This window comes from Rhizobium leguminosarum (genome assembly GCF_002953715.1).
In the GTDB taxonomy this organism is placed as follows: Bacteria; Pseudomonadota; Alphaproteobacteria; order Rhizobiales; family Rhizobiaceae; genus Rhizobium; species Rhizobium leguminosarum_V.
In genome coordinates this window covers 947,142-964,597 of the sequence record NZ_CP025012.1, presented here as the reverse complement: position 1 = coordinate 964,597, position 17,456 = coordinate 947,142, and the positions used below count along the sequence as shown (strand labels likewise).

15 protein-coding genes are annotated in these 17,456 nt (G+C 62.2%); 5 read left to right on the top strand and 10 right to left on the bottom strand.

What is annotated here, in order from left to right; genetic code table 11:
* From nadE to CUJ84_RS04930, 4 genes are all read right to left on the bottom strand, one after another.
* On the bottom strand, positions 1–834 hold the full coding sequence (gene nadE / locus CUJ84_RS04945; RefSeq protein WP_105005420.1) for an ammonia-dependent NAD(+) synthetase: 834 nt from the start codon (positions 832–834) through the stop codon (positions 1–3).
* 117 nt (positions 835–951) lie between these two features.
* Positions 952–2,157 carry an adenylate/guanylate cyclase domain-containing protein gene (locus CUJ84_RS04940; protein ID WP_105005419.1) on the bottom strand — a complete coding sequence of 402 codons (1,206 nt, stop codon included), beginning with the start codon at positions 2,155–2,157 and terminating at the stop codon, positions 952–954.
* Between the two features lie 30 nt (positions 2,158–2,187).
* Positions 2,188–3,807, bottom strand: a complete 1,620-nt coding sequence (locus CUJ84_RS04935; protein WP_017993385.1) for an MDR family MFS transporter — start codon at positions 3,805–3,807, stop codon at positions 2,188–2,190.
* A gap of 137 nt (positions 3,808–3,944) precedes the next feature.
* The gene (locus CUJ84_RS04930) at positions 3,945–5,192 is read right to left on the bottom strand and encodes an HlyD family secretion protein (RefSeq protein WP_105005418.1); all 1,248 of its coding nucleotides are present in this window, start codon (positions 5,190–5,192) and stop codon (positions 3,945–3,947) included.
* 138 nt (positions 5,193–5,330) lie between these two features.
* Here CUJ84_RS04930 and CUJ84_RS04925 point away from each other — a divergent pair, with 138 nt between their 5' ends.
* Positions 5,331–6,233, top strand: a complete 903-nt coding sequence (locus CUJ84_RS04925) for a LysR family transcriptional regulator (RefSeq protein WP_017993383.1) — start codon at positions 5,331–5,333, stop codon at positions 6,231–6,233.
* Between the two features lie 166 nt (positions 6,234–6,399).
* The gene (locus tag CUJ84_RS04920) at positions 6,400–6,945 is read left to right on the top strand and encodes a hypothetical protein (RefSeq protein WP_020486940.1); all 546 of its coding nucleotides are present in this window, start codon (positions 6,400–6,402) and stop codon (positions 6,943–6,945) included.
* 194 nt (positions 6,946–7,139) lie between these two features.
* On the opposite strand, the gene CUJ84_RS04915 is transcribed toward CUJ84_RS04920, so the two are convergent.
* Positions 7,140–8,027 carry a branched-chain amino acid aminotransferase gene (locus CUJ84_RS04915; RefSeq protein WP_017993381.1) on the bottom strand — a complete coding sequence of 296 codons (888 nt, stop codon included), beginning with the start codon at positions 8,025–8,027 and terminating at the stop codon, positions 7,140–7,142.
* Positions 8,028–8,275: 248 nt separating this feature from the next.
* Between CUJ84_RS04915 and CUJ84_RS04910 the strand changes: the two genes are divergently transcribed.
* Positions 8,276–9,319: a zinc-dependent alcohol dehydrogenase family protein gene (locus CUJ84_RS04910; protein WP_105008092.1), complete on the top strand. Its 1,044-nt coding sequence runs from the start codon at positions 8,276–8,278 to the stop codon at positions 9,317–9,319.
* A 281-nt stretch (positions 9,320–9,600) separates the two neighbouring features.
* Here the strand turns inward: CUJ84_RS04910 and CUJ84_RS04905 are convergent, their stop codons facing one another.
* Positions 9,601–10,419, bottom strand: coding sequence for a sugar phosphate isomerase/epimerase family protein (locus CUJ84_RS04905; protein WP_105005417.1), 819 nt, complete (start codon positions 10,417–10,419; stop codon positions 9,601–9,603).
* Between CUJ84_RS04905 and CUJ84_RS38215 the strand changes: the two genes are divergently transcribed.
* Positions 10,418–10,699 carry a hypothetical protein gene (locus CUJ84_RS38215; protein ID WP_245457531.1) on the top strand — a complete coding sequence of 94 codons (282 nt, stop codon included), beginning with the start codon at positions 10,418–10,420 and terminating at the stop codon, positions 10,697–10,699. The genes CUJ84_RS04905 and CUJ84_RS38215 overlap by 2 nt on opposite strands.
* Before the next feature lie 141 nt (positions 10,700–10,840).
* Positions 10,841–11,308 (top strand): cupin domain-containing protein, encoded by a 468-nt coding sequence (locus CUJ84_RS04900; RefSeq protein ID WP_105005416.1) that lies wholly within the window; start codon positions 10,841–10,843, stop codon positions 11,306–11,308.
* Between the two features lie 18 nt (positions 11,309–11,326).
* Here CUJ84_RS04900 and CUJ84_RS04895 read toward each other — a convergent pair whose 3' ends face one another.
* Genes CUJ84_RS04895 through CUJ84_RS04880 form a run of 4 tightly spaced genes read right to left on the bottom strand, consistent with a single transcriptional unit; the run spans position 11,327 to position 17,456 of the window.
* Positions 11,327–11,965, bottom strand: coding sequence for a TetR family transcriptional regulator (locus CUJ84_RS04895; RefSeq protein ID WP_105005415.1), 639 nt, complete (start codon positions 11,963–11,965; stop codon positions 11,327–11,329).
* Between the two features lie 55 nt (positions 11,966–12,020).
* Positions 12,021–13,310: an alpha/beta hydrolase gene (locus CUJ84_RS04890; protein WP_105005414.1), complete on the bottom strand. Its 1,290-nt coding sequence runs from the start codon at positions 13,308–13,310 to the stop codon at positions 12,021–12,023.
* Between the two features lies 1 nt (position 13,311).
* Positions 13,312–16,362, bottom strand: coding sequence for an efflux RND transporter permease subunit (locus tag CUJ84_RS04885; RefSeq protein WP_105005413.1), 3,051 nt, complete (start codon positions 16,360–16,362; stop codon positions 13,312–13,314).
* Positions 16,359–17,456 carry an efflux RND transporter periplasmic adaptor subunit gene (locus tag CUJ84_RS04880; protein WP_199788773.1) on the bottom strand — a complete coding sequence of 366 codons (1,098 nt, stop codon included), beginning with the start codon at positions 17,454–17,456 and terminating at the stop codon, positions 16,359–16,361. Before CUJ84_RS04880 ends, CUJ84_RS04885 begins: the two co-directional genes overlap by 4 nt.

The following is a 17,456-nucleotide window of genomic DNA, read 5'->3' as shown; positions in this document are numbered from 1 at the left end:
TCAGAGGGCGTTGACGGCGACCGGCAGGGCACGCTTGTGGCCGGTCGCCCGATAGGCGGCGAGGATGCGGCGGCGGGCGATCTCGCCGACCGGCTTGCCTTCGAGGAAATCGTCGATCTCATCATAGCTGACGCCATAGGCTTCTTCGTCGGGGCGCAGCGGCCGCTGGTCCTCGAGATCGGCTGTCGGCACCTTGAACACCAGCTCGTCCGGGGCGCCGAGCCGCTTTGCCAGCAGGCGGACCCGGCGCTTGTTGAGGCCGGCGAGCGGCAGGATATCGGCGGCGCCATCGCCGAACTTGGTGAAGAAGCCCATGACCGCCTCGGCCGCATGATCGGTGCCGATGACGAGGCCGCCGAGCGCCCCGGCCAGAGCGAACTGGGCGATCATCCGCTGGCGGGCCTTGATATTGCCAAGGATGAAATCCTGCCGGCCGGCATCGGCAAAGGCGAGACCGCCGTTTAGCGCGGCCGCGAGCATCGCATCCGCCGGCGCCTTGATGTTGACCACCATCGCGCGGTCGGCGCCGATCGTTTCCAGCGCCCTTCCCGCATCCGCCTCGTCCGCCTGGACACCATAGGGAAGGCGCACGGCAATGAATTCGGCCGCATGGCCGCTGTCACGCAGCTCGCGCACCGCCTTCTGGGCCAGCAGCGCCGCCGTCAGCGAATCGACGCCACCGCTGATGCCGAGGACGTAGCCGCGCATGCCCGAGGCGACGAGATAATCCTTGAGGAAAGCGGTTCGCCGTTCGATCTCGCGCTCAGGGTCGATGTCAGCGGCGACACCCAGTTCGCGGATGATCTCGCCTTGTTCGTCGAACAGCACAGTCATAAGCCTCTTCCTCCCCGCTTACGGAATTTCGGCGCCACTATGGCGAAAAGATGGGGGAAGACGAAGCCGTTTCGGGCAAACCTGCCATGCGTTTTATGCAAGTGAGCGGCTTGGTATCTACCGCACGATCGTAAACAGCTCGACCGGATCGGCAAAACCCTTCAGCCTGTGCGCCCCGACCGACACCACATCCCCTGCCCCGGCCTCGTCGCGAAACGGCGCCGACATCAGCAAGGCCTCTCCGAGTTCGCTGCAGGCGGTCTGGATGCGGCTGACCAGATTGACGTCGCCGCCGATCAGGGTGAAATCGAGGCGGCGGCCGGAGCCGACATTGCCATAGCTGACCTCGCCGTAATGCAGGGCGATGCCGGCTTTGACTCCGATGCCCTCGTACTGGAAATGGTCGATCTCATCGAGGATGGCGCGGGCCGATGCCAGGGCGGCGCCGCAGGAATGGGCGGCATCATAACCCGGGAAGAAGGCGAGCACGGCGTCGCCCATGAACTTCAGCACCTCGCCGCCCTCGCGGGTGATGGCCGGCACGATCCTGTCGAAATAGGCGTTCAGCAGCCCGAGCACGGTGCTGCCGGGCAGCCGGTTCGACAGCTCGGTAAAGCCGCGCAGATCGCAAAGCAGCAGTGCCGCCTCCATCGATTCGATCTCGTCGCGGCGGATGCGCCCGGCTAGGATGCGGCTTGCCGTCAATGGGCCGATATAGGTATCGAGCAGGCTGAGCTCGACCTGGCGCAGAATGCGCAACTCGCTGGTGTTGCGCAGCGCCGGCAGGATGCGCTCGATCACCTGACGCTCGGAGACGGTGAAGCCGCCCGGCCGCTTCGTGCCGAAGACGGCGGCGCTGACCGGGCCATCGACATTGCAGAGCGGCGCGATGACGAGCTGCATCAGGCCGCGATCTGCAAAGACATCGATATGTTGCCAGCGGCCATGCACGCTTTCGCCGGTATCGACGACCAGCGGCTCGCGGGTTTCCATGACCTTGCGCAGCGGCGTATTTGATATGGCGACGCGGGCGCCGTGTTCCCGATCGTGGATCTCGACCGGTTCACCCGGCGCCCAGGCGATGGTGCGGCCGATGAACTCGGGATGCAGTGTCATCAGATGCAGCGTCAACCGGTCGACCGGCAGGCCGAGCGCCTGAAGCCGGCGACCGAGGCCGGAGACGAGGCCCGCTTCATCGAGCGCGTGGCATTCATCGCCGGAGAGCCATTCGATGATGGAGAGCAGCGCAGCCGCGCTGACGGCAGGGCCGGCGGTCTTCGTTTGGAGCCTGTCGGCATCGGGAGCATAGATCGCTGACGTCATGGCTTTCTCCTCCTTAAGGGAGGCAGGGCGCTAGTGGGCGCCGCCGCCAGAGAGTTGACCGGGTTTTTTCAGAAGCAGGCTTGCAAGCAGGGCGACGACGAGGGCGACACCGAGCAGGAAGAAGGTGTCGCTGAAGGCCATGATATTGGCCTGCTTGCGTATTTTGAGCGCGATGACGACGACGGCTTTGTGGCCGGCGAGCGCCTGATCGCTGACGCCGTGGCTCATGAAGTAGCCGGTGAGCCTGGCGATGCGATCGCGGGTGGCTTCCTCGAAGACCGAGACTGAGTTGGTCAGGATGTTCGAGTGGAACTGCTCGCGCTTCGACAGGAAGGTCTGCAGCGAGGCGATGCCGACGGCGCCGCCGAGATTGCGCATCATGTTGAAGAGTGCCGAAGCCGAACCGGCATTCTCCTGCTCGATGCCGGCGGTAGCGATCGCCGAAAGCGGGGTGAAGACGAGCGCCTGACCGATCGCGCGGACGATGTTCGGCCAGAACAGCTGGTCGCTCGCATAATCGCCGGTCATGTGCACGTTCATGAAGTTCGAGGCGGCGAAGAGGGCAAAGCCGACGACGATCAGCAGGCGAACGTCGAAACGCTTCATCAGCTGCGGCACCAGCGGGATCAGCAGCAGCTGCGGGATGCCGGTCCATGCGAGAACCATGCCGATCTGCTCGGAATTATAGCCCTGGATGCGGGTCAGATAGATCGGCAGCACGAAGACCGAGCCGTAAAGCGCGATACCGAGCAGGAAATTGGCGACGATGCCGAAGCCGAAGTTGCGGCGCACGAGCAGGCGCAGGTTCAGCAGCGGATTGGCGGTCTTCAGCTCGATGATCAGGAACAGCGTCAGCGAGACGGCGGCGATAACGGACAGGCGGAGGATGAAATCGGAGCCGAACCAATCTTCCTTGTTGCCCTCTTCCAGCACGGTCTGCAGGGCGGCGAGGCCGATTGCCATGGTGATGATGCCTGGCCAGTCACCCTTGGCGAGCAGCTTCAGGTTCATCGGCGCGCGGTCGAGCGAGGCCCAGAGCAGGCCGACCATCAGCGCGCCGGGTACCAGGTTGACATAGAAGATATGTTCCCAGCCCCAGTTCTCGGTGAGATAACCGCCGATCGTCGGGCCGATCGCCGGCGCGAAGGTGGCAGACAGGGCAAAGAGCGCGAGGCCGATCGGCTGCTTGGCCTTGGGCAGCAGGGTGATGATGATGGTGAAGGCCATCGGGATCAGCACGCCGCCGGAAAAGCCCTGAATGGCGCGCAGGATGATCATCTGCTGCAGATTGGCCGCGAAGGCGCAGGCAACGGAGAAGATGAGGAAGAGGATGGCGTTGGTGAGCAGGTAATTGCGGAGCGAGAAGACCCGCGCCAGCCAGGCGCTGAGCGGAATGACGACGATCTCGGCGATCAGATAGGAGGTCGAAATCCAGCCGCCGTCATCGGTGCCGGCGCCGATCGCGCCCTGGATATCGGCAAGCGAGGCATTGACGATCTGGATGTTGAGGACGGCCATGAAGGCACCGAGCGTCGAGCCGACAACGGCTGCCCACATGCGAAGTGGGCTCATCGCCGCAGGTGTCGCGGGCGCTGCAACGGCGGGGGGCGCCAGCGCATTGCTGTTGGCTGCGATCTGAAGAGTGGCCATGGCTTATCTCCTTCCAGCTCTCGCGGGAAACTTTCTCATGACGGGGTTCGGGTGATCATTCGGGGAATGATCGGGATCATTCGGGAATGATCGGGATAATTGGGCGAAGAAGGGAAGGATCATCCAGCGTGGCTGGATTATCCCTCCCCGGCTGTTCCAGGGGCTTGGGCAGGCTTGGTCTCGGCAGCTTGGGTCTGGGCAGCCTTGGTATCGATTTCCGGCTCGACCGACATGCCCGAGCGCAACAGGCCGCTCAGCGCCTCGTCGTCGATGACGATCTTGACCGGGATGCGCTGGACAATCTTGGTGAAATTGCCGGTGGCATTGTCCGGTGGCAGCAGCGAGAATTCCAACCCGCTTGCCGGCGAAACGCTGTCGACATGACCCTTGATCGAGATATCGGGAAAGCTGTCGACCTTGATCTCGACCGGCTGGCCGGGGCTGATATAGGTCAACTGCGTTTCCTTGAAATTGGCGACGACATAGACCGCATGCAGCGGAACGACCGCCATCAGCTGCGTGCCCGAGGTGACATACTGGCCGACCCGGATAGACCGGGCGCCGACCGTGCCGTCGACGGCGGCGACGATATCAGTATAGGAGAGGTTGAGCTCTGCCTGCTGGACGGCGGCGGCCGCACGGTCACGCTGGGCAACCGTCTGTTCGCGCTCGGTCTGCAGCACCGGCACCTTATTCTGAGCCGTGACGAGGGCTGCCCGGTCACGCTCGACGGCGGCAGCGGCCTGGTCACGGGCCGACTGGGTCTGCTCGGCGCGAGACTGGGTGCCGGCGCCGTTGGTGATCAGGCGGGCCGAGCGGGCGGCATCGGATACGGCAAAATCCAGCGATGCCTGCGAGGCCTCGATTGTCGCCCTCGCCTGCTCGATCACCGATTGCTGCAGGGAGATCTGGGCATCGATATTGGTGATGGCGGCCTCGGCTGCCTTCACATCGGCTCTGGCCTGCGACAGTGCGGCCTGGAAGTCGCGGTCGTCGATGCGGGCGAGAACCTGGCCGGCCTTGACCGCGTCATTGTCGTTGACCAGCACCTGGCTGATATAGCCGGCGACCTTCGGGGCGACAGTGGTGTAATCGGCCTTCACATAGGCATCGTCGGTGGATTCGATGAAGCGGCCGACCGTCCAGTAGCGGTAGCCGAAATCGCCTGCGAAAGCGACGCCGGCAAGCAGCGCGGCGGCAAGGACGGCGCGCTTGACGATACGGCGGCCGGACTTTTTGGGCGCTTCCGCAACCGGGGCTCCGGCGACCGGCGCTTCGGAGACATGCATGGGGGGCGCCTCGGCGGCAGGCGCCCTGGCGGCTTCCTCGGCCAGGATCTGCTCGGCCTGCCTGTCACTTTCGAAAACGCGGGGTAACTCGACCATCGTAATTCTCCTTCACCGTTGGCCTCCTCTGTGAGAGGCCATGTTCGATGAGACGGAAAATGCACCCTGACATTCATTTTGATAATCTGCTTAAATCGGGAAGGATCATCAACTCTCAGCGGATAATCCGAGGGCAATATGGATCGGCTGACAAGCCTCACAGTCTTTGGCCGGGTGGTGGAATGCGGTGGTTTTTCCGCCGCCGCGCGTCGGCTCAACATGTCCGTCACTATGGTCGGCAATCACGTGCAGTCGCTGGAGGACCGGCTCGGCGTGCGGCTGCTTAACCGCACGACGCGCAAGGTCAGCCTGACGGAAACCGGCAAATATTACTATGAGCGCTCTTTGCAGATCCTCGCCGAGCTGGAAGAGGCGGACCGGACGGCAGGCGCGCTGAGTTCGACGCCGCGCGGCACGCTGAAGGTCTATACCAGCAGCGCCATCGTGCGTTTCCTCTTGCCTGTCGTCAGCGAATATATGGAGCTCTATCCGTCGATCTCACTCGATTTCAGCGTCGGCGAGCGGACGGTCGACATGATCGAGGATGGCTACGACCTGGTGATGCGCACCGTACCGCCGCCGGATTCGTCGCTCGTCGCCCGCAAGCTGACGCCCTGGCGCCATATGCTCGTCTGCTCGCCGGCCTATTTCGAGAGCCATCCGATGCCGAAGACGCCGGCCGAGGTCGCCGACCACAACTGCCTACAATATGCCTATTACCCCTATGGCGACGAATGGCGCTTCGAGGATGGCGACGGCAAAATGGAGAGCGTCAAGATCAGCGGCAACGTCGTTTCCAACAGCGCCGAGATGCTGCGCTTCTTGACGCTGACCGGGCGGGGCATCTTCCTGGCGCCGAGTTTCGTGGTGTTCGACGACATCGCCGAAGGGCGGCTGGTGAAGATCATGCCGGACTACCGGCCGATCGAGTTCAACATCAACGCGGTCTATCCCAACCGCAGCCATCTGCCGACGAAGGTGCGGCTGTTCATCGATCTCCTGGCGGAGAGATTTGCGGAGCATCGGAAGTGGATGACGTGAGGGGCAATTTTACATTGGAGGTCACCCTTCACTGCAACACAGCGGAATTCGGCAGCAATGCCGTTCGGCCCCAAAAATGCCTCGACTTCGCTGGACACCATTCGACTATGAAAAACAACAGGATGGTGTGTCGGCTGTGCCCATAGACATTTGGAATGTTCGGCGAATGGTCATCGCCGCTTTTCTTGGCACCGCGTGTGCAGCTTACCATCGCGCCTTGGAATTTTGGCCGCTTGATTCGGCCAATGGGCTACGAGGACTCTTCGATCTATTGGGAGGGCCGCTGCTCTTTCTCTCGGTCGCGGGCATACTGTTCGTTTGGTTTATCGGCGCATTAGTCGCGTTATTTCGTCGTCGTATCCGTGGAATGGTGAGTCGTCTTATTGCTATCATCATTGTTCCGGTTTGTTTTGGGACGATGATCACCGTGCCTTTGTTCGATCCTTGGCTATGGTACGTCATTTTCAATAAATCGCGTTTCGAAGCGGCGGCAGCCGCGAGTGGCTCTGCACAGAACGGTACGATCATCGAGGGGCGCGACGTTTCGACAGGGATCGCCGGCGCGGGCTACAATCATTTTGTCGCTCTCATCTTTAGCGAAAGCGATCCGCCCAAACTGGTTTATGGCGACAGCGATGAAGAAAAATTGGCAGCCAATTCGGTGCTGACGCACCTCTACGGCAATTTCTACAGGCGAGATGAGTACTTTTGACGACCCTTGCGTGAACTGAGAGGCTGCGGCTATCCCCCTTCGCCCCGCAAGCGGGGAGAAGGTGCAGGCAGGCGGATGAGGGGCGGGCTGGGCTCCGATCCGCCGAACCGCTGCAGCCCTGCGCTTGCGCTTCGGGCGTTCGTCGTTGCAATCGATTCACTGGATCGATTGCTCCCGCTTCGCGGGACCTCTCCTCACTCCTCGCTTTCGCTGCGGCCGTAGGCCCAATCCATGTAGAGTTCCAGCGCCTTGCGGGTGAACGGGCCTTCCTGGAGATTGTGGTCGTCGAGGCGGGTGACGCTGACGACCTTGGAATAGTTGCCGGTGGTGAAGATCTCGTCGGCTTGCATGAAATCCTCGACAGCGAGTGCCGCTTCCACGACGTCGAAACCGGCCTGGCGCAGCAGGCCGATGACGCGGGCGCGAGTGATGCCGGCGAGGAAGGTGCGGTTGGCGGCCGGCGTCATCACCACGCCGTCCTTGACCATGAAGACGTTCGAGGAAGCGGTCTCGACGATGTTGCCGTTCAGGTCGCGCACCAGCGCATTGTCGAAACCGCGGCTGCGCGCTTCGGCGATCATGCGGCCGCTGTTTGGATAGAGCGAGCCGGTCTTCGCCTCGGTCATCGCCGTTTCCGGCGACGGGCGGCGATAGGGCGAGACGGTGAGGCTGGTGCCGCCATGGCCGCCCATCGGCGCCTCGAACAGGCAGAGCGCGAAGCGGGTCGATTCCCCGTCGACGGCGACGACGCTGCCGGGCGAACCGTGTTCGCCCCAATACATCGGCTTGATATAGATCGCCGTCGCGCCATCGAATTTCGCAACACCTTCCCAGGCGAGCGCTACGATCTCCTCGGCTGATTTCACCGGCTTCAGGCCCATGGCGAGCGCCGAGCGGTTGATGCGCTGGCAATGCAGGTCGAGATCCGGCGCGATGCCATCGAACCAGCGGGCGCCGTCGAAGACCGTAGAGCCCAGCCACATGGCATGCGACGTCGGCCCGATCAGCGGTGGATTGCCGGGGAGCCATTCTCCATCGACATGAGTCCAGGTGGTTGAACGGGGTGATGTATCGACGGCCATGATGGTTTCCTCCTGAAGCCGGAGAAGGAAAAACCGCCGCGGCAAGCCGGGTCAAGGACAAATCCCGAGCGGAAACACGGAAGCAAGAAAATGCCGGGGAATGGCGCCAGGCCGCAATATTCGTGCGCAGCAACGGCAGCTTCATCGATGGGTGCATCAGCAAAAATGATGGAATGGAATGTTGGAATGGCTGCCTGCCGCATGCGATGATGGGCGCAACAGCGGATAAGCAGCAAGGGAAGACGCCGATGAAAGCCATGTTCTACGAAGCCTTCGAACAGGCGCCCGAAATCCGCACCGTTGCCGATCCGACACCGACAGAGGACGGTGTCGTCATATCGGTCGGGGCCAGCGGGCTCTGCCGCAGCGACTGGCACGGCTGGATGGGCCACGACCCCGATATCCGCCTGCCGCATGTGCCGGGACACGAGCTTGCCGGGCGGATCGTCGCCACCGGCCGCGGCGTGATGCGTTTCAAGGTGGGCGACCGGGTGACCGTGCCCTTCGTTTCCGGCTGCGGCCATTGCAGCGAATGCCATTCCGGCAACCAGCAGGTCTGCCCGAACCAGTTCCAGCCGGGCTTCACCCATTGGGGGTCGTTCGCCGAATATGTGGCGATCGATTATGCCGATACCAATCTGGTGCACCTGCCCGACACGATCGACGATGCGACGGCGGCAAGCCTCGGCTGCCGCTTCGCCACCTCGTTTCGCGCCGTTGCCGACCAGGCCCGCACCGGGCCCGGCGAATGGATCGCCGTGCATGGCTGCGGCGGCGTCGGCCTGTCGGCAATCATGATCGCCACGGCGCTTGGAGCGAATGCGATCGGCATCGACATCTCCGAAGAGAAGCTCGCCTTTGCGCGGGAGTGCGGGGCGGTGGCGACGGTCAATGCATCAGGCGTCGCCGACGTGGCGGAAGCGGTGTGCGAGATCACCAAGGGCGGCGCGCATGTCTCGATCGACGCGCTCGGCCATCCCGTCACCTGCTTCAACTCGATCAAGAACCTGCGCCGGCGCGGGCGGCATGTGCAGGTGGGGCTGATGCTCGGTGAACAGGCGACGCCGCAGATTCCAATGGCGCAGGTGATCGGCCACGAGCTGGAAATCTACGGCAGCCACGGCATGCAGGCCTGGCGTTACGATGCCATGCTGTCGATGCTTTCGGCCGGCAAGATCGCGCCGCAGAAGCTGATCGGACGGCGGATCAGCCTCGAGGAGGCCGTGCCGGCGCTGATTGCGCTCGACAAGGCTGAGGCCACGGGGATCAGCGTGATCACCCGGTTTTCGTGAGGGGACAGGAGGGAGCATACGGCATTGTCGCCCGACATATCCTTGCTCCAGGCTAAAGAGAGACGGCAAGACGTTGCCACAAGTCCGCTTCTCCCCAGCGGGGAGAAGATGCCGGCAGGCAGATGAGGGGGTGCGCGACGATAGGAGCGCGTGCGCTGAGCGCAAGCAAAGGGCAATAAATGGCGTGCCGTGTGGCCCCCTCATCCGACCCTTCGGGCCACCTTCTCCCCGCTGTGGAGAAGAGGGAGCCAGCCCAAGTGCCCAGAGGATAAACAACAGCGTTATTCAGCCAGACCGATCGAGGCGAGATAGGCAGCAGAGGCCGGGATCTTCGACTTGTCCTTGATCTCGATGATGAGGCGCGGATTGCTTTCGAGTTTGGCAAGGGCCCTAAAGACGGCGTGCCAGTGGATCGAGCCTTCGCCGAGGCTCCAATGGCGATCGGCATATCCGTCGGCATCCTGCAGGTGGACATGCTGCAGGCGGTTGCCGGCGGCCTTGACGTAATAATCGACCGGCGGAGCACCGGTATAGCCATGGGCATAATGGGCGTGGCCGGTATCGATCGAGACGGTGACGGCGGGTGAGTTGAAGCTCTCGGCAAGCGCCACGCGAATATGCGGATCCTTGTCCTCGATGTTCTCGATCACCATGGTGCAGCCGATATCCTCGGCGCGCCGGACGGCGTCTCGCAGGGTCATGTGCGTGCGCTCGACCAAGGCTTCGCGGGCGCCGGCATTGTCGTCGAGGTTGTTGTAGGACCAGGACGTATAAGGGCTGTGGATCACCATATGCGTCGCGCCGATGGCAGCGCAAACATCAAGGCCCTGCAGCAGGCGCCGGGTGACGATGGCGCGGATATCGGGATCTTCCGAGGCGATGGTAAAGCCCCAGAACGGGCCGTGAATGCCGAGGCGGCCGCCATGACCGTCGAGAAGCCTTCTGGCGCGGGCGGCGAGCGGCGCCCAGTCGCCGTTCAGAATCTCGGCATCGACGAAGCTTTGCAATTCGAGATCGCGGGACTTTTCGAACAGCCAGTCACGGTGAAGTTCGACTTCATCGAGCGTCATGGCGGCGCCGACGACGGGAAGAGAGGACATGGATACGCTCCATCAATGTGAATGCCGGGACGGCGTGGAAGGACGGCTCCAAGAACGGCCGCCGCGTTCTATGCGCCCCTTCTGTGTCGGCGGTATTACAGGCGCCGAGCCTTTCGAACTCTCCGGCCTCAGTCATTTCCGCATAGCTGATGCGGCATTGGCGGACCTTGCGGAAACGCCCCGAAGTACCGATATCGGCCCCGACAGTCTCGTGACGCAGTGGCGCGCGAGCGGCGTTGAACCCCTGGCAACGGAGCCGTTTGTTCATCGCTTCGGCTGACGTAGGGCGCTTCTTTGAAGCGCGTTCGGCGATGTTACCCCCAACAACAGGGTGGGTTGTCAAAGGCAGCGCAAAGGTCTAACGGCTGCGCCCGCAAGAAAAAACCCATAAGAAGAAGCCCTGTAAGAAAAAGAAAGAGACATGATGTCCAACTCATTTGTGAAAATGCCTGCGAGCAACGAGGCAAAGCGGTTTTTCGTCCTCGGTGACCGCGTCGAGCGGCGGCTTAGAATCAGCGGAACCTGGCTCAATATCTTCGACGTCACCGTGCCATCAGGCAGCCGGACGCCGAAACATGCGCATGCGAGCCCGGAAGTGTTCCGCATCATCGAGGGACGCTTGACGATCTGGCGCCTGAGCGATAGCGGCCCCGAAGAGATCGAAGCCAGCGCCGGCGACATCGTCACGATCCCGCCCTTCATGGTGCACGGCTATTCCAACCGCGGAACCGTCCCCGTGGTCTTTTCCGCGGTCGTCGATCATGAGATGGCCGAGTTTATCGAAGCGGAAGGCACGACCGAGCCACCGAAGGCCAGCCCTTCGGCGGAAACCATCGCTCGCATGACTGCGGCCGCCAATTCGTACGGGATCACCATCCTCGCGGCCTAGCGGCCGCATATGGGGGCGTCATTTCGCGGCCATGCTCTCCTCGCCTGGGGAGCTTGGCCGGAGAGCTGCAACTACAAAGGAAACGAGTTCATGAGCTGATAGCTGACAGTGACTCGAAGGCAGGGCGCCAATAATTCTTGGGTCCCATAGGGAGATGATTGAGGCGCAAAAGCAGGATGCGGCCGCGTCAACATTCCTCGGAACGAACTCTTCAGTCGCGATGCCGGCGCAAACGAGCTCCCTCACATACGCCTCAAGTCGCTTCAGATGGTCTCTGAATGATGGCCAACTGCCGTCTGCGGCGAGAACAACGAGGTCGAACATCTGGCTGTCGCCGTGACGTGCCTGCAGCATCAGGCGGTGTTGTCCGAGCGCGGTTTCTTTCAGGCGGCTCGCCGCACTGGTGAGCTCGCCGTCGGCAGACGGCGTGAAGCGGAGGTCAGTTTCGAAAAAATTCCCGGCAATGGCATCCCAAATCGCCGCCTTGGAGGGGAAGATTTTGTACACACTTGCCGGCGACTTCCCCAGCAGTCGAGCGATATCGACGACGTTTGTTTTCGTGGGCCCGTACAGCCGGCACGCTGCCGTGCCGGCTTCGACGATCGATGAGATGTAGTCAGCTCGTGGCTGGTTTCTTACAGTCGTGCCAACTTCCATTTGCCAATCCTATCTAGTCCGCATGCTGGACGGGTCTGATCGAGGCGGCTGACGATCAGTACGCAATTTGACCATCCACCATCTTTCCCCCATTCGAGGAGAGCTCCCGCTTCAGGATTTCTCGCGCCTCCGGGCTGATGACCGCGACTGGCGCCGCAACGGCTACGCGCGCTGCCGAGCCGGCGAAATTGGCAGCCGTCATCCCGATCTGATCGGCAACGCTTGCCTTTCCGCCCTCGAGGCTCTGCCCTGCCAGCCGCCGCCCGAGCAGGCGCACGATCTCAGGACTGTCGGCGAAGGCATTGTGGCCGAGCGGATCATTCGTCGCGATGGCGCTGGTGTCGATAACGGAAACGCCGAGTTGGTCGAGAAGAGGCGCATAGGGTCTGAGATCGGACCCGCCGACGCGGCTGACGCCACCCGATAGCCAGCTCGACATCTCCAGCGCCTTGTCACGTGTCGATGTCAGGATCACAAAGTGCGGCCGCTTCGGCCCCATCTCGGTGAACTGGCGACGGAACACGTCGATGTCGATGTCCGGCGATGCGAGAACGACGTTCTTCACCTTCGTCGGGATTGATTTCTCGCGCATGGCGACGCCTCGCAGCGCCTCGGCCGCAAGCCAGCCGCCCATGGAATGGGCGAGGATCGTCACATCGGAGACGTCGGGACTGTTCACAGCCTGGAGGATCAGATCCTCCAGAGCGCGACGCGAATAGTTGGCGCTCTCCTTGTCGTAGAGGTAATCGAAGACACGGCCCCTTGATGGCCAGGTGAAGAGGATCGGTGCGGCGTCGGTTCCCGAGTCATGGACGATCTGCGCGAAGCGGAAGACGGCATCGGCATAGGTGTTGTTGAAGCCATGCACGAAAATGATGACCTGATGCTTGGTGTTTCGATTCTTCCGGTACCAGTCGAACGCTTGGCCCTCGGATTGCACCTTGGCAACCTGCGTGACCGCAAACTCCCTTTGCGGGTTGGGCGGCATGCGGGACGGCCACTGCACCTCTCCGATCTTGCGGTTCCGATCGGGCGGGATGGATACGTCGACGCTGTTAAGGGAAATCGCCGTCCCGCGGTCGCCGGAAAAGAGTTTGCCGGGATCCTCCGAAGGCTTGCGTGTCGTGGCGACGAGCATGGTGACCCGGCTCGTGCCGGCCGGGGCCACGGCGAGAGGCTGCAGGACATCCTGCACCCGGTTGGCGCAACCCGATGTAACGAGTGACAGGGCCACAAAGACCGAGACGGCTCGGCCCACGCGGGCAGCGATCGCCTTGCCGAACCCAAATCCAAAGCCGGTGAGACCCTGGGCAATGCGCCCAGGGAGTGAGAGGGATATGGTCATCTCAGTGCTGCTCGGCTTCGCGAGGAATCCGGAACCAGGCGACGTAGAGCGCCGGCAGGAAGAGAAGCGTCAGCGCCGTTCCGACGACGATCCCACCCATCATCGCGTAAGCCATCGGACCCCAGAAAATCTCATGCGAGATCGGGATCAGGGCCAGAGTCGCGGCCGCGGCAGTGAGCATGATCGGCCGCATGCGGTGTTCGGTCGCCTCCACCACCGCCTTCCATGCCGACATTCCCTCTGCGCGCAGCTCCTCGATCTGCACGATCAGGATCACGGAGTTGCGGATGAGGATTCCGACCAGCGCGAGCACACCCAGGAGTGCGACGAACCCAAGCGGCGAATTGCTGGCGAGCAGTGCCACGACGACGCCGATAAGGGCGAGCGGAGCTACCGAGAAGACCAGGAACAGCCTGTGGAAGCTCTGAAGCTGGATCATCAGCAGCGTCGCCATGATGACGAACATAGCCGGCGCCACCTTCGCGATCGGACCTTGCGACTTGGCGCTTTCCTCGACCGCGCCGCCGATCTTGACCGAATACCCGGCCGGCATCGTCTTTTCGAAAGCCGAAACCTTGTCGGAGAGTGCCTTCACAACGGTCGCCGGCTGCGTCGCATCGCCGATCCCGGCCTTGATCGTGATGGTCGGAATTCTGTCGCGGCGCCAGATTGTCGGCTGTTCGAGCTCGTAGTGGAAGGTTGCGACCGATGACAGCGGCACGGATTGACCGCTGCTGCTCTGCAGTTGCAGGTCAAGCAGGGTGTCGATCGAGCCGCGCTCCTTTTCCGCGGCACGGCCGATGACATCGACCAGATAGATGTCGTCCCGGACCTGCGTTACGGCATTTCCTTGTACGACAGTGTTGAGTGCCATTGCGATGTCCTGGGACGAGACGCCGAGCTGTCTGGCCTTGTCCTGCAGTACGTCTATCTTGACGACACGGGCCGGCTCGTTCCAGTCGAAGGCAATGTTCCTGAGGGAAGGATAAGTGCCGACAATCGAGCCCAGCTTCTGTGCCAGGTCGCGCACCGTCTGCAGATTTTCGCCTGACACACGGTACTGGATCGGCTTGCCAACCGGAGGCCCGATGTCCAGAAGCTTCACGTAAGCGTCCGTTCCCGGAAACGTCTTCTGAAGGTAGGTTTCCATCTGCTGCTTCAGCTTGTCCCTGACGTCCAGTCCCTTGGTGACAATGACCGTCTGGCCGAAAGAAACGTCAGCCGGCTGCACGTCGAAGGAAAGAACGAAGCGCGGCGCACCCCTGCCAACATATGTCGACCAATGCTCGATGCCAGGGTTGCCAGCCAGCATCTCATGCTCGAACTGGGCCATCTGGCGGCTCGTTTCGGCGATCGAACTGTTCTGCGGCAGGTTCCAGTCGACGATCAGTTCCGGACGGTCAGAGCTCGGGAAAAATTGCTGTTGCACCATCGACAGGCCAACGATTGATCCAGCGAAGAGAAGGACCGTTGCGACGATCGTCATCCAGCGCCAGCGCAGGCAGAATTGCAGCAGGTTCGAAAACGCCTTCGCAAACCGACCCTTATGCTCAGCGTGCTTCTTCATTGTCTTTGGTAAAATGGTCACCCCGATCAGGGGCGTGAACACGACCGCGACCACCCATGAAACGACGAGCGAAACCGCGATGACGACAAAGAGCGTGAAGGTGAACTCGCCTGCGTTGCTCTTGTTGAAAGCGACGGGGATGAAGCCCGCGACCGTAACCAGAGTGCCGGTCAACATGGGAAACGCAGTCGATGTGTAGACGTAGGTGGCGGCCTTCGTGAGACTGTCGCCCACTTCCAGCCGTGCAACCATCATCTCGACGGCGATCATGGCGTCGTCGACGAGGAGGCCGAGCGCGATGATCAGCGCTCCAAGCGAGATGCGCTGCAGCGATATGCCGGTGTAGAACATGACCATGAACGTGATGGCGAGAACGAGCGGGATCGCGATTGCCACCACCAGGCCGGCCCTCATCCCCAGACTGATGAAGCTGATCGCGAGCACGATCGCGACTGCCTCGAACAGGGCTTTCGTAAAGCCGCCGACTGCCTCCTCAACCACCTTCGGTTGGTCGGATACCTGTTCGACGGAGACGCCGACCGGAAGCTCCTGGGTGATTTTGCTCATCGTCTTGTCAAGCGCTTCGCCGAAGGCAAGCACATTGCCGCCCGTCTTCATGCCGATCGCGAGCCCGATGGCGGGCTTTCCGTTGAAGCGGAAGAGCGACGTCGGCGGGTCGACGTAGCCACGGGTGATCGTGGCGACGTCGGTCAGCGGGAAGAACCGGTCGTTTACTCGAAGATTGATCCCCCGCAAGGTGTCTTCAGAGATGAAACGCCCGCCGACCCGCAAAGCGACCCGCTCCGGCCCCGTTTCGACAAAGCCGGACTGGGTGACGGCGTTCTGCGCCTGCAGCGTCGCAATGATGGCGGAGCGGTCGATGCCGAGGGCGGCGATCTTGCGGGTGGAGAACTCGAGGTAGATCACCTCGTCCTGCGCGCCGACGATGTCGACCTTGCCGACGTCGGGGATGTTGAGGATCTGTGTTCGGGCATCCTCTGCGAAATCGCGCAGTTCTCGCTGACTGAGGCCGTCTGCCGTGAAGGCAAAGATGTTGCCATAGACGTCGCCGAACTGGTCATCGAAGAAGGGTCCGACCACGCCTTGGGGGAATTCGTGCTTGATATCGTCAATCAAGTTGCGGACGCGCGACCAGGTGGGCTTTACATCCCGCGCGTTCGTATCCGGCAGCAAATCGACGAAGACGATCGTTTGACCGGCAGTCGTAATGCTGCGGGTATGTTCCAGTTTGTCGAGTTCCTGGAGCTTCTTTTCGATGCGATCGGTAACCTGCTGCGTCACCTCCTGGGCAGAAGCGCCCGGCCACTGGGCCTGGATCACCATCGTCTTGATCGTGAAGGACGGATCCTCCTCGCGGCCGAGCCCGAGATAGGCAAAGGCGCCGGCCACCGCGAACATGATCATGAAGTACCAGACGAGAGAACGATGCTCGAGCGCCCAGTCAGAAAGGTTGAATTTGTTCACGGGCGTGGCTCCTGTCCGAGTTGCACTTTCTGTCCATCGGTGAGTTCATCGACTCCGGCGATGACGATCTCTTCCCCTTCCCGCAGGCCCGCTTGAACCAGGACAGAGCGGGGGGCGGACGCCGGACCTTCCAGTTCAACCGCTCTCGGAGCGACTGTGGCTGTCGAGCGATCTACCACCCATACCTGGCTGGTACCGTCTTTATGGCGGATGGCGGAGAGCGGCAGCGTGATCGCCTCCTTCCTTTCTCCGACAAGCGGCGTCGCAGTGACCACGGCGCCAAGGCGGAAGATGTCCGGCGCCTGATCGATCCCGATCTTCAGCCGATAGGTGCGGGTATTGGGATCGGCCTGCGGTGCGATCTCGCGGACCACGCCAGTCGCCTGGATCCTGCTGTCGAGCTGGAGGGCGACGTTGAAGCGGTCATCCAGGCGAACGCGACGGAACTGCGCTTCCGGCACGTCGACGACCACGTCGCGCTGCTCGAGGCGTGCCAGTTTCAAGACCGGTTGGCCGGCAGAAACGGTCTCGCCCATTTCTGCGGACGTGGCGGTCACGACGCCATCGAACTCAGCTTTCAGCTCGGCGTAGCCCAGCTGCTCGCGCGCCTTCGCAAGGCTCGCCGTCGCTTTCGCAGCATTGGCGGTAGCCGATTTGAGTTGCTGTTCGGCAAGATCGTGATCGGCAACGCTCGCCGCATTGCTCTGAACGAGCCTTCGCTTGCGGGTTTCCGTCGTCGCTGCGTTCTCCAACTGCGCCTGGGCGTTGCGGAGTTCGGCCTCCGCGCTCGTGACCGCGAGCTGCAGAGTGAGCGGATCGATTTCCGCCAGGACATCGCCCTTGTGCACAAGGTCACCGACATCGACCTTGCGAGAGACCATTCGCCCCAGCGTCCGAAACGCCAGGTCGGTCTCGATGCGGGCTCGCACCACGCCGGGCAAACTTACGATTTTGTCCTGTTCGGCCGCGGCCATGACGACTTTGACAGGGCGGGGAGCTGTCTCCTCCCCTGCGACGGAGCTCTGATCGCAGCCTGCAAGCAGCGACACTGACAGAAGAAGCGGGAGAGAGGTATATATGCGATTGAGGGTCAT

Excerpts from the sequence above, each read along its gene's own strand:
- nadE (WP_105005420.1), bottom strand. The coding sequence starts at position 834 with ATGACTGTGCTGTTCGACGAACAAGGCGAGATCATCCGCGAACTGGGT.
- CUJ84_RS04930 (WP_105005418.1), bottom strand. The coding sequence starts at position 5,192 with ATGGTCGAGTTACCCCGCGTTTTCGAAAGTGACAGGCAGGCCGAGCAG.
- CUJ84_RS04880 (WP_199788773.1), bottom strand. The coding sequence starts at position 17,456 with ATGACCCTCAATCGCATATATACCTCTCTCCCGCTTCTTCTGTCAGTG.
- CUJ84_RS04900 (WP_105005416.1), top strand. The coding sequence starts at position 10,841 with ATGATGTCCAACTCATTTGTGAAAATGCCTGCGAGCAACGAGGCAAAG.
- CUJ84_RS04925 (WP_017993383.1), top strand. The coding sequence starts at position 5,331 with ATGGATCGGCTGACAAGCCTCACAGTCTTTGGCCGGGTGGTGGAATGC.
- CUJ84_RS04905 (WP_105005417.1), bottom strand. The coding sequence starts at position 10,419 with ATGTCCTCTCTTCCCGTCGTCGGCGCCGCCATGACGCTCGATGAAGTC.
- CUJ84_RS38215 (WP_245457531.1), top strand. The coding sequence starts at position 10,418 with ATGGATACGCTCCATCAATGTGAATGCCGGGACGGCGTGGAAGGACGG.
- CUJ84_RS04890 (WP_105005414.1), bottom strand. The coding sequence starts at position 13,310 with ATGACCATATCCCTCTCACTCCCTGGGCGCATTGCCCAGGGTCTCACC.
- CUJ84_RS04920 (WP_020486940.1), top strand. The coding sequence starts at position 6,400 with ATGGTCATCGCCGCTTTTCTTGGCACCGCGTGTGCAGCTTACCATCGC.
- CUJ84_RS04935 (WP_017993385.1), bottom strand. The coding sequence starts at position 3,807 with ATGGCCACTCTTCAGATCGCAGCCAACAGCAATGCGCTGGCGCCCCCC.
- CUJ84_RS04910 (WP_105008092.1), top strand. The coding sequence starts at position 8,276 with ATGAAAGCCATGTTCTACGAAGCCTTCGAACAGGCGCCCGAAATCCGC.
- CUJ84_RS04915 (WP_017993381.1), bottom strand. The coding sequence starts at position 8,027 with ATGGCCGTCGATACATCACCCCGTTCAACCACCTGGACTCATGTCGAT.
- CUJ84_RS04895 (WP_105005415.1), bottom strand. The coding sequence starts at position 11,965 with ATGGAAGTTGGCACGACTGTAAGAAACCAGCCACGAGCTGACTACATC.
- CUJ84_RS04940 (WP_105005419.1), bottom strand. The coding sequence starts at position 2,157 with ATGACGTCAGCGATCTATGCTCCCGATGCCGACAGGCTCCAAACGAAG.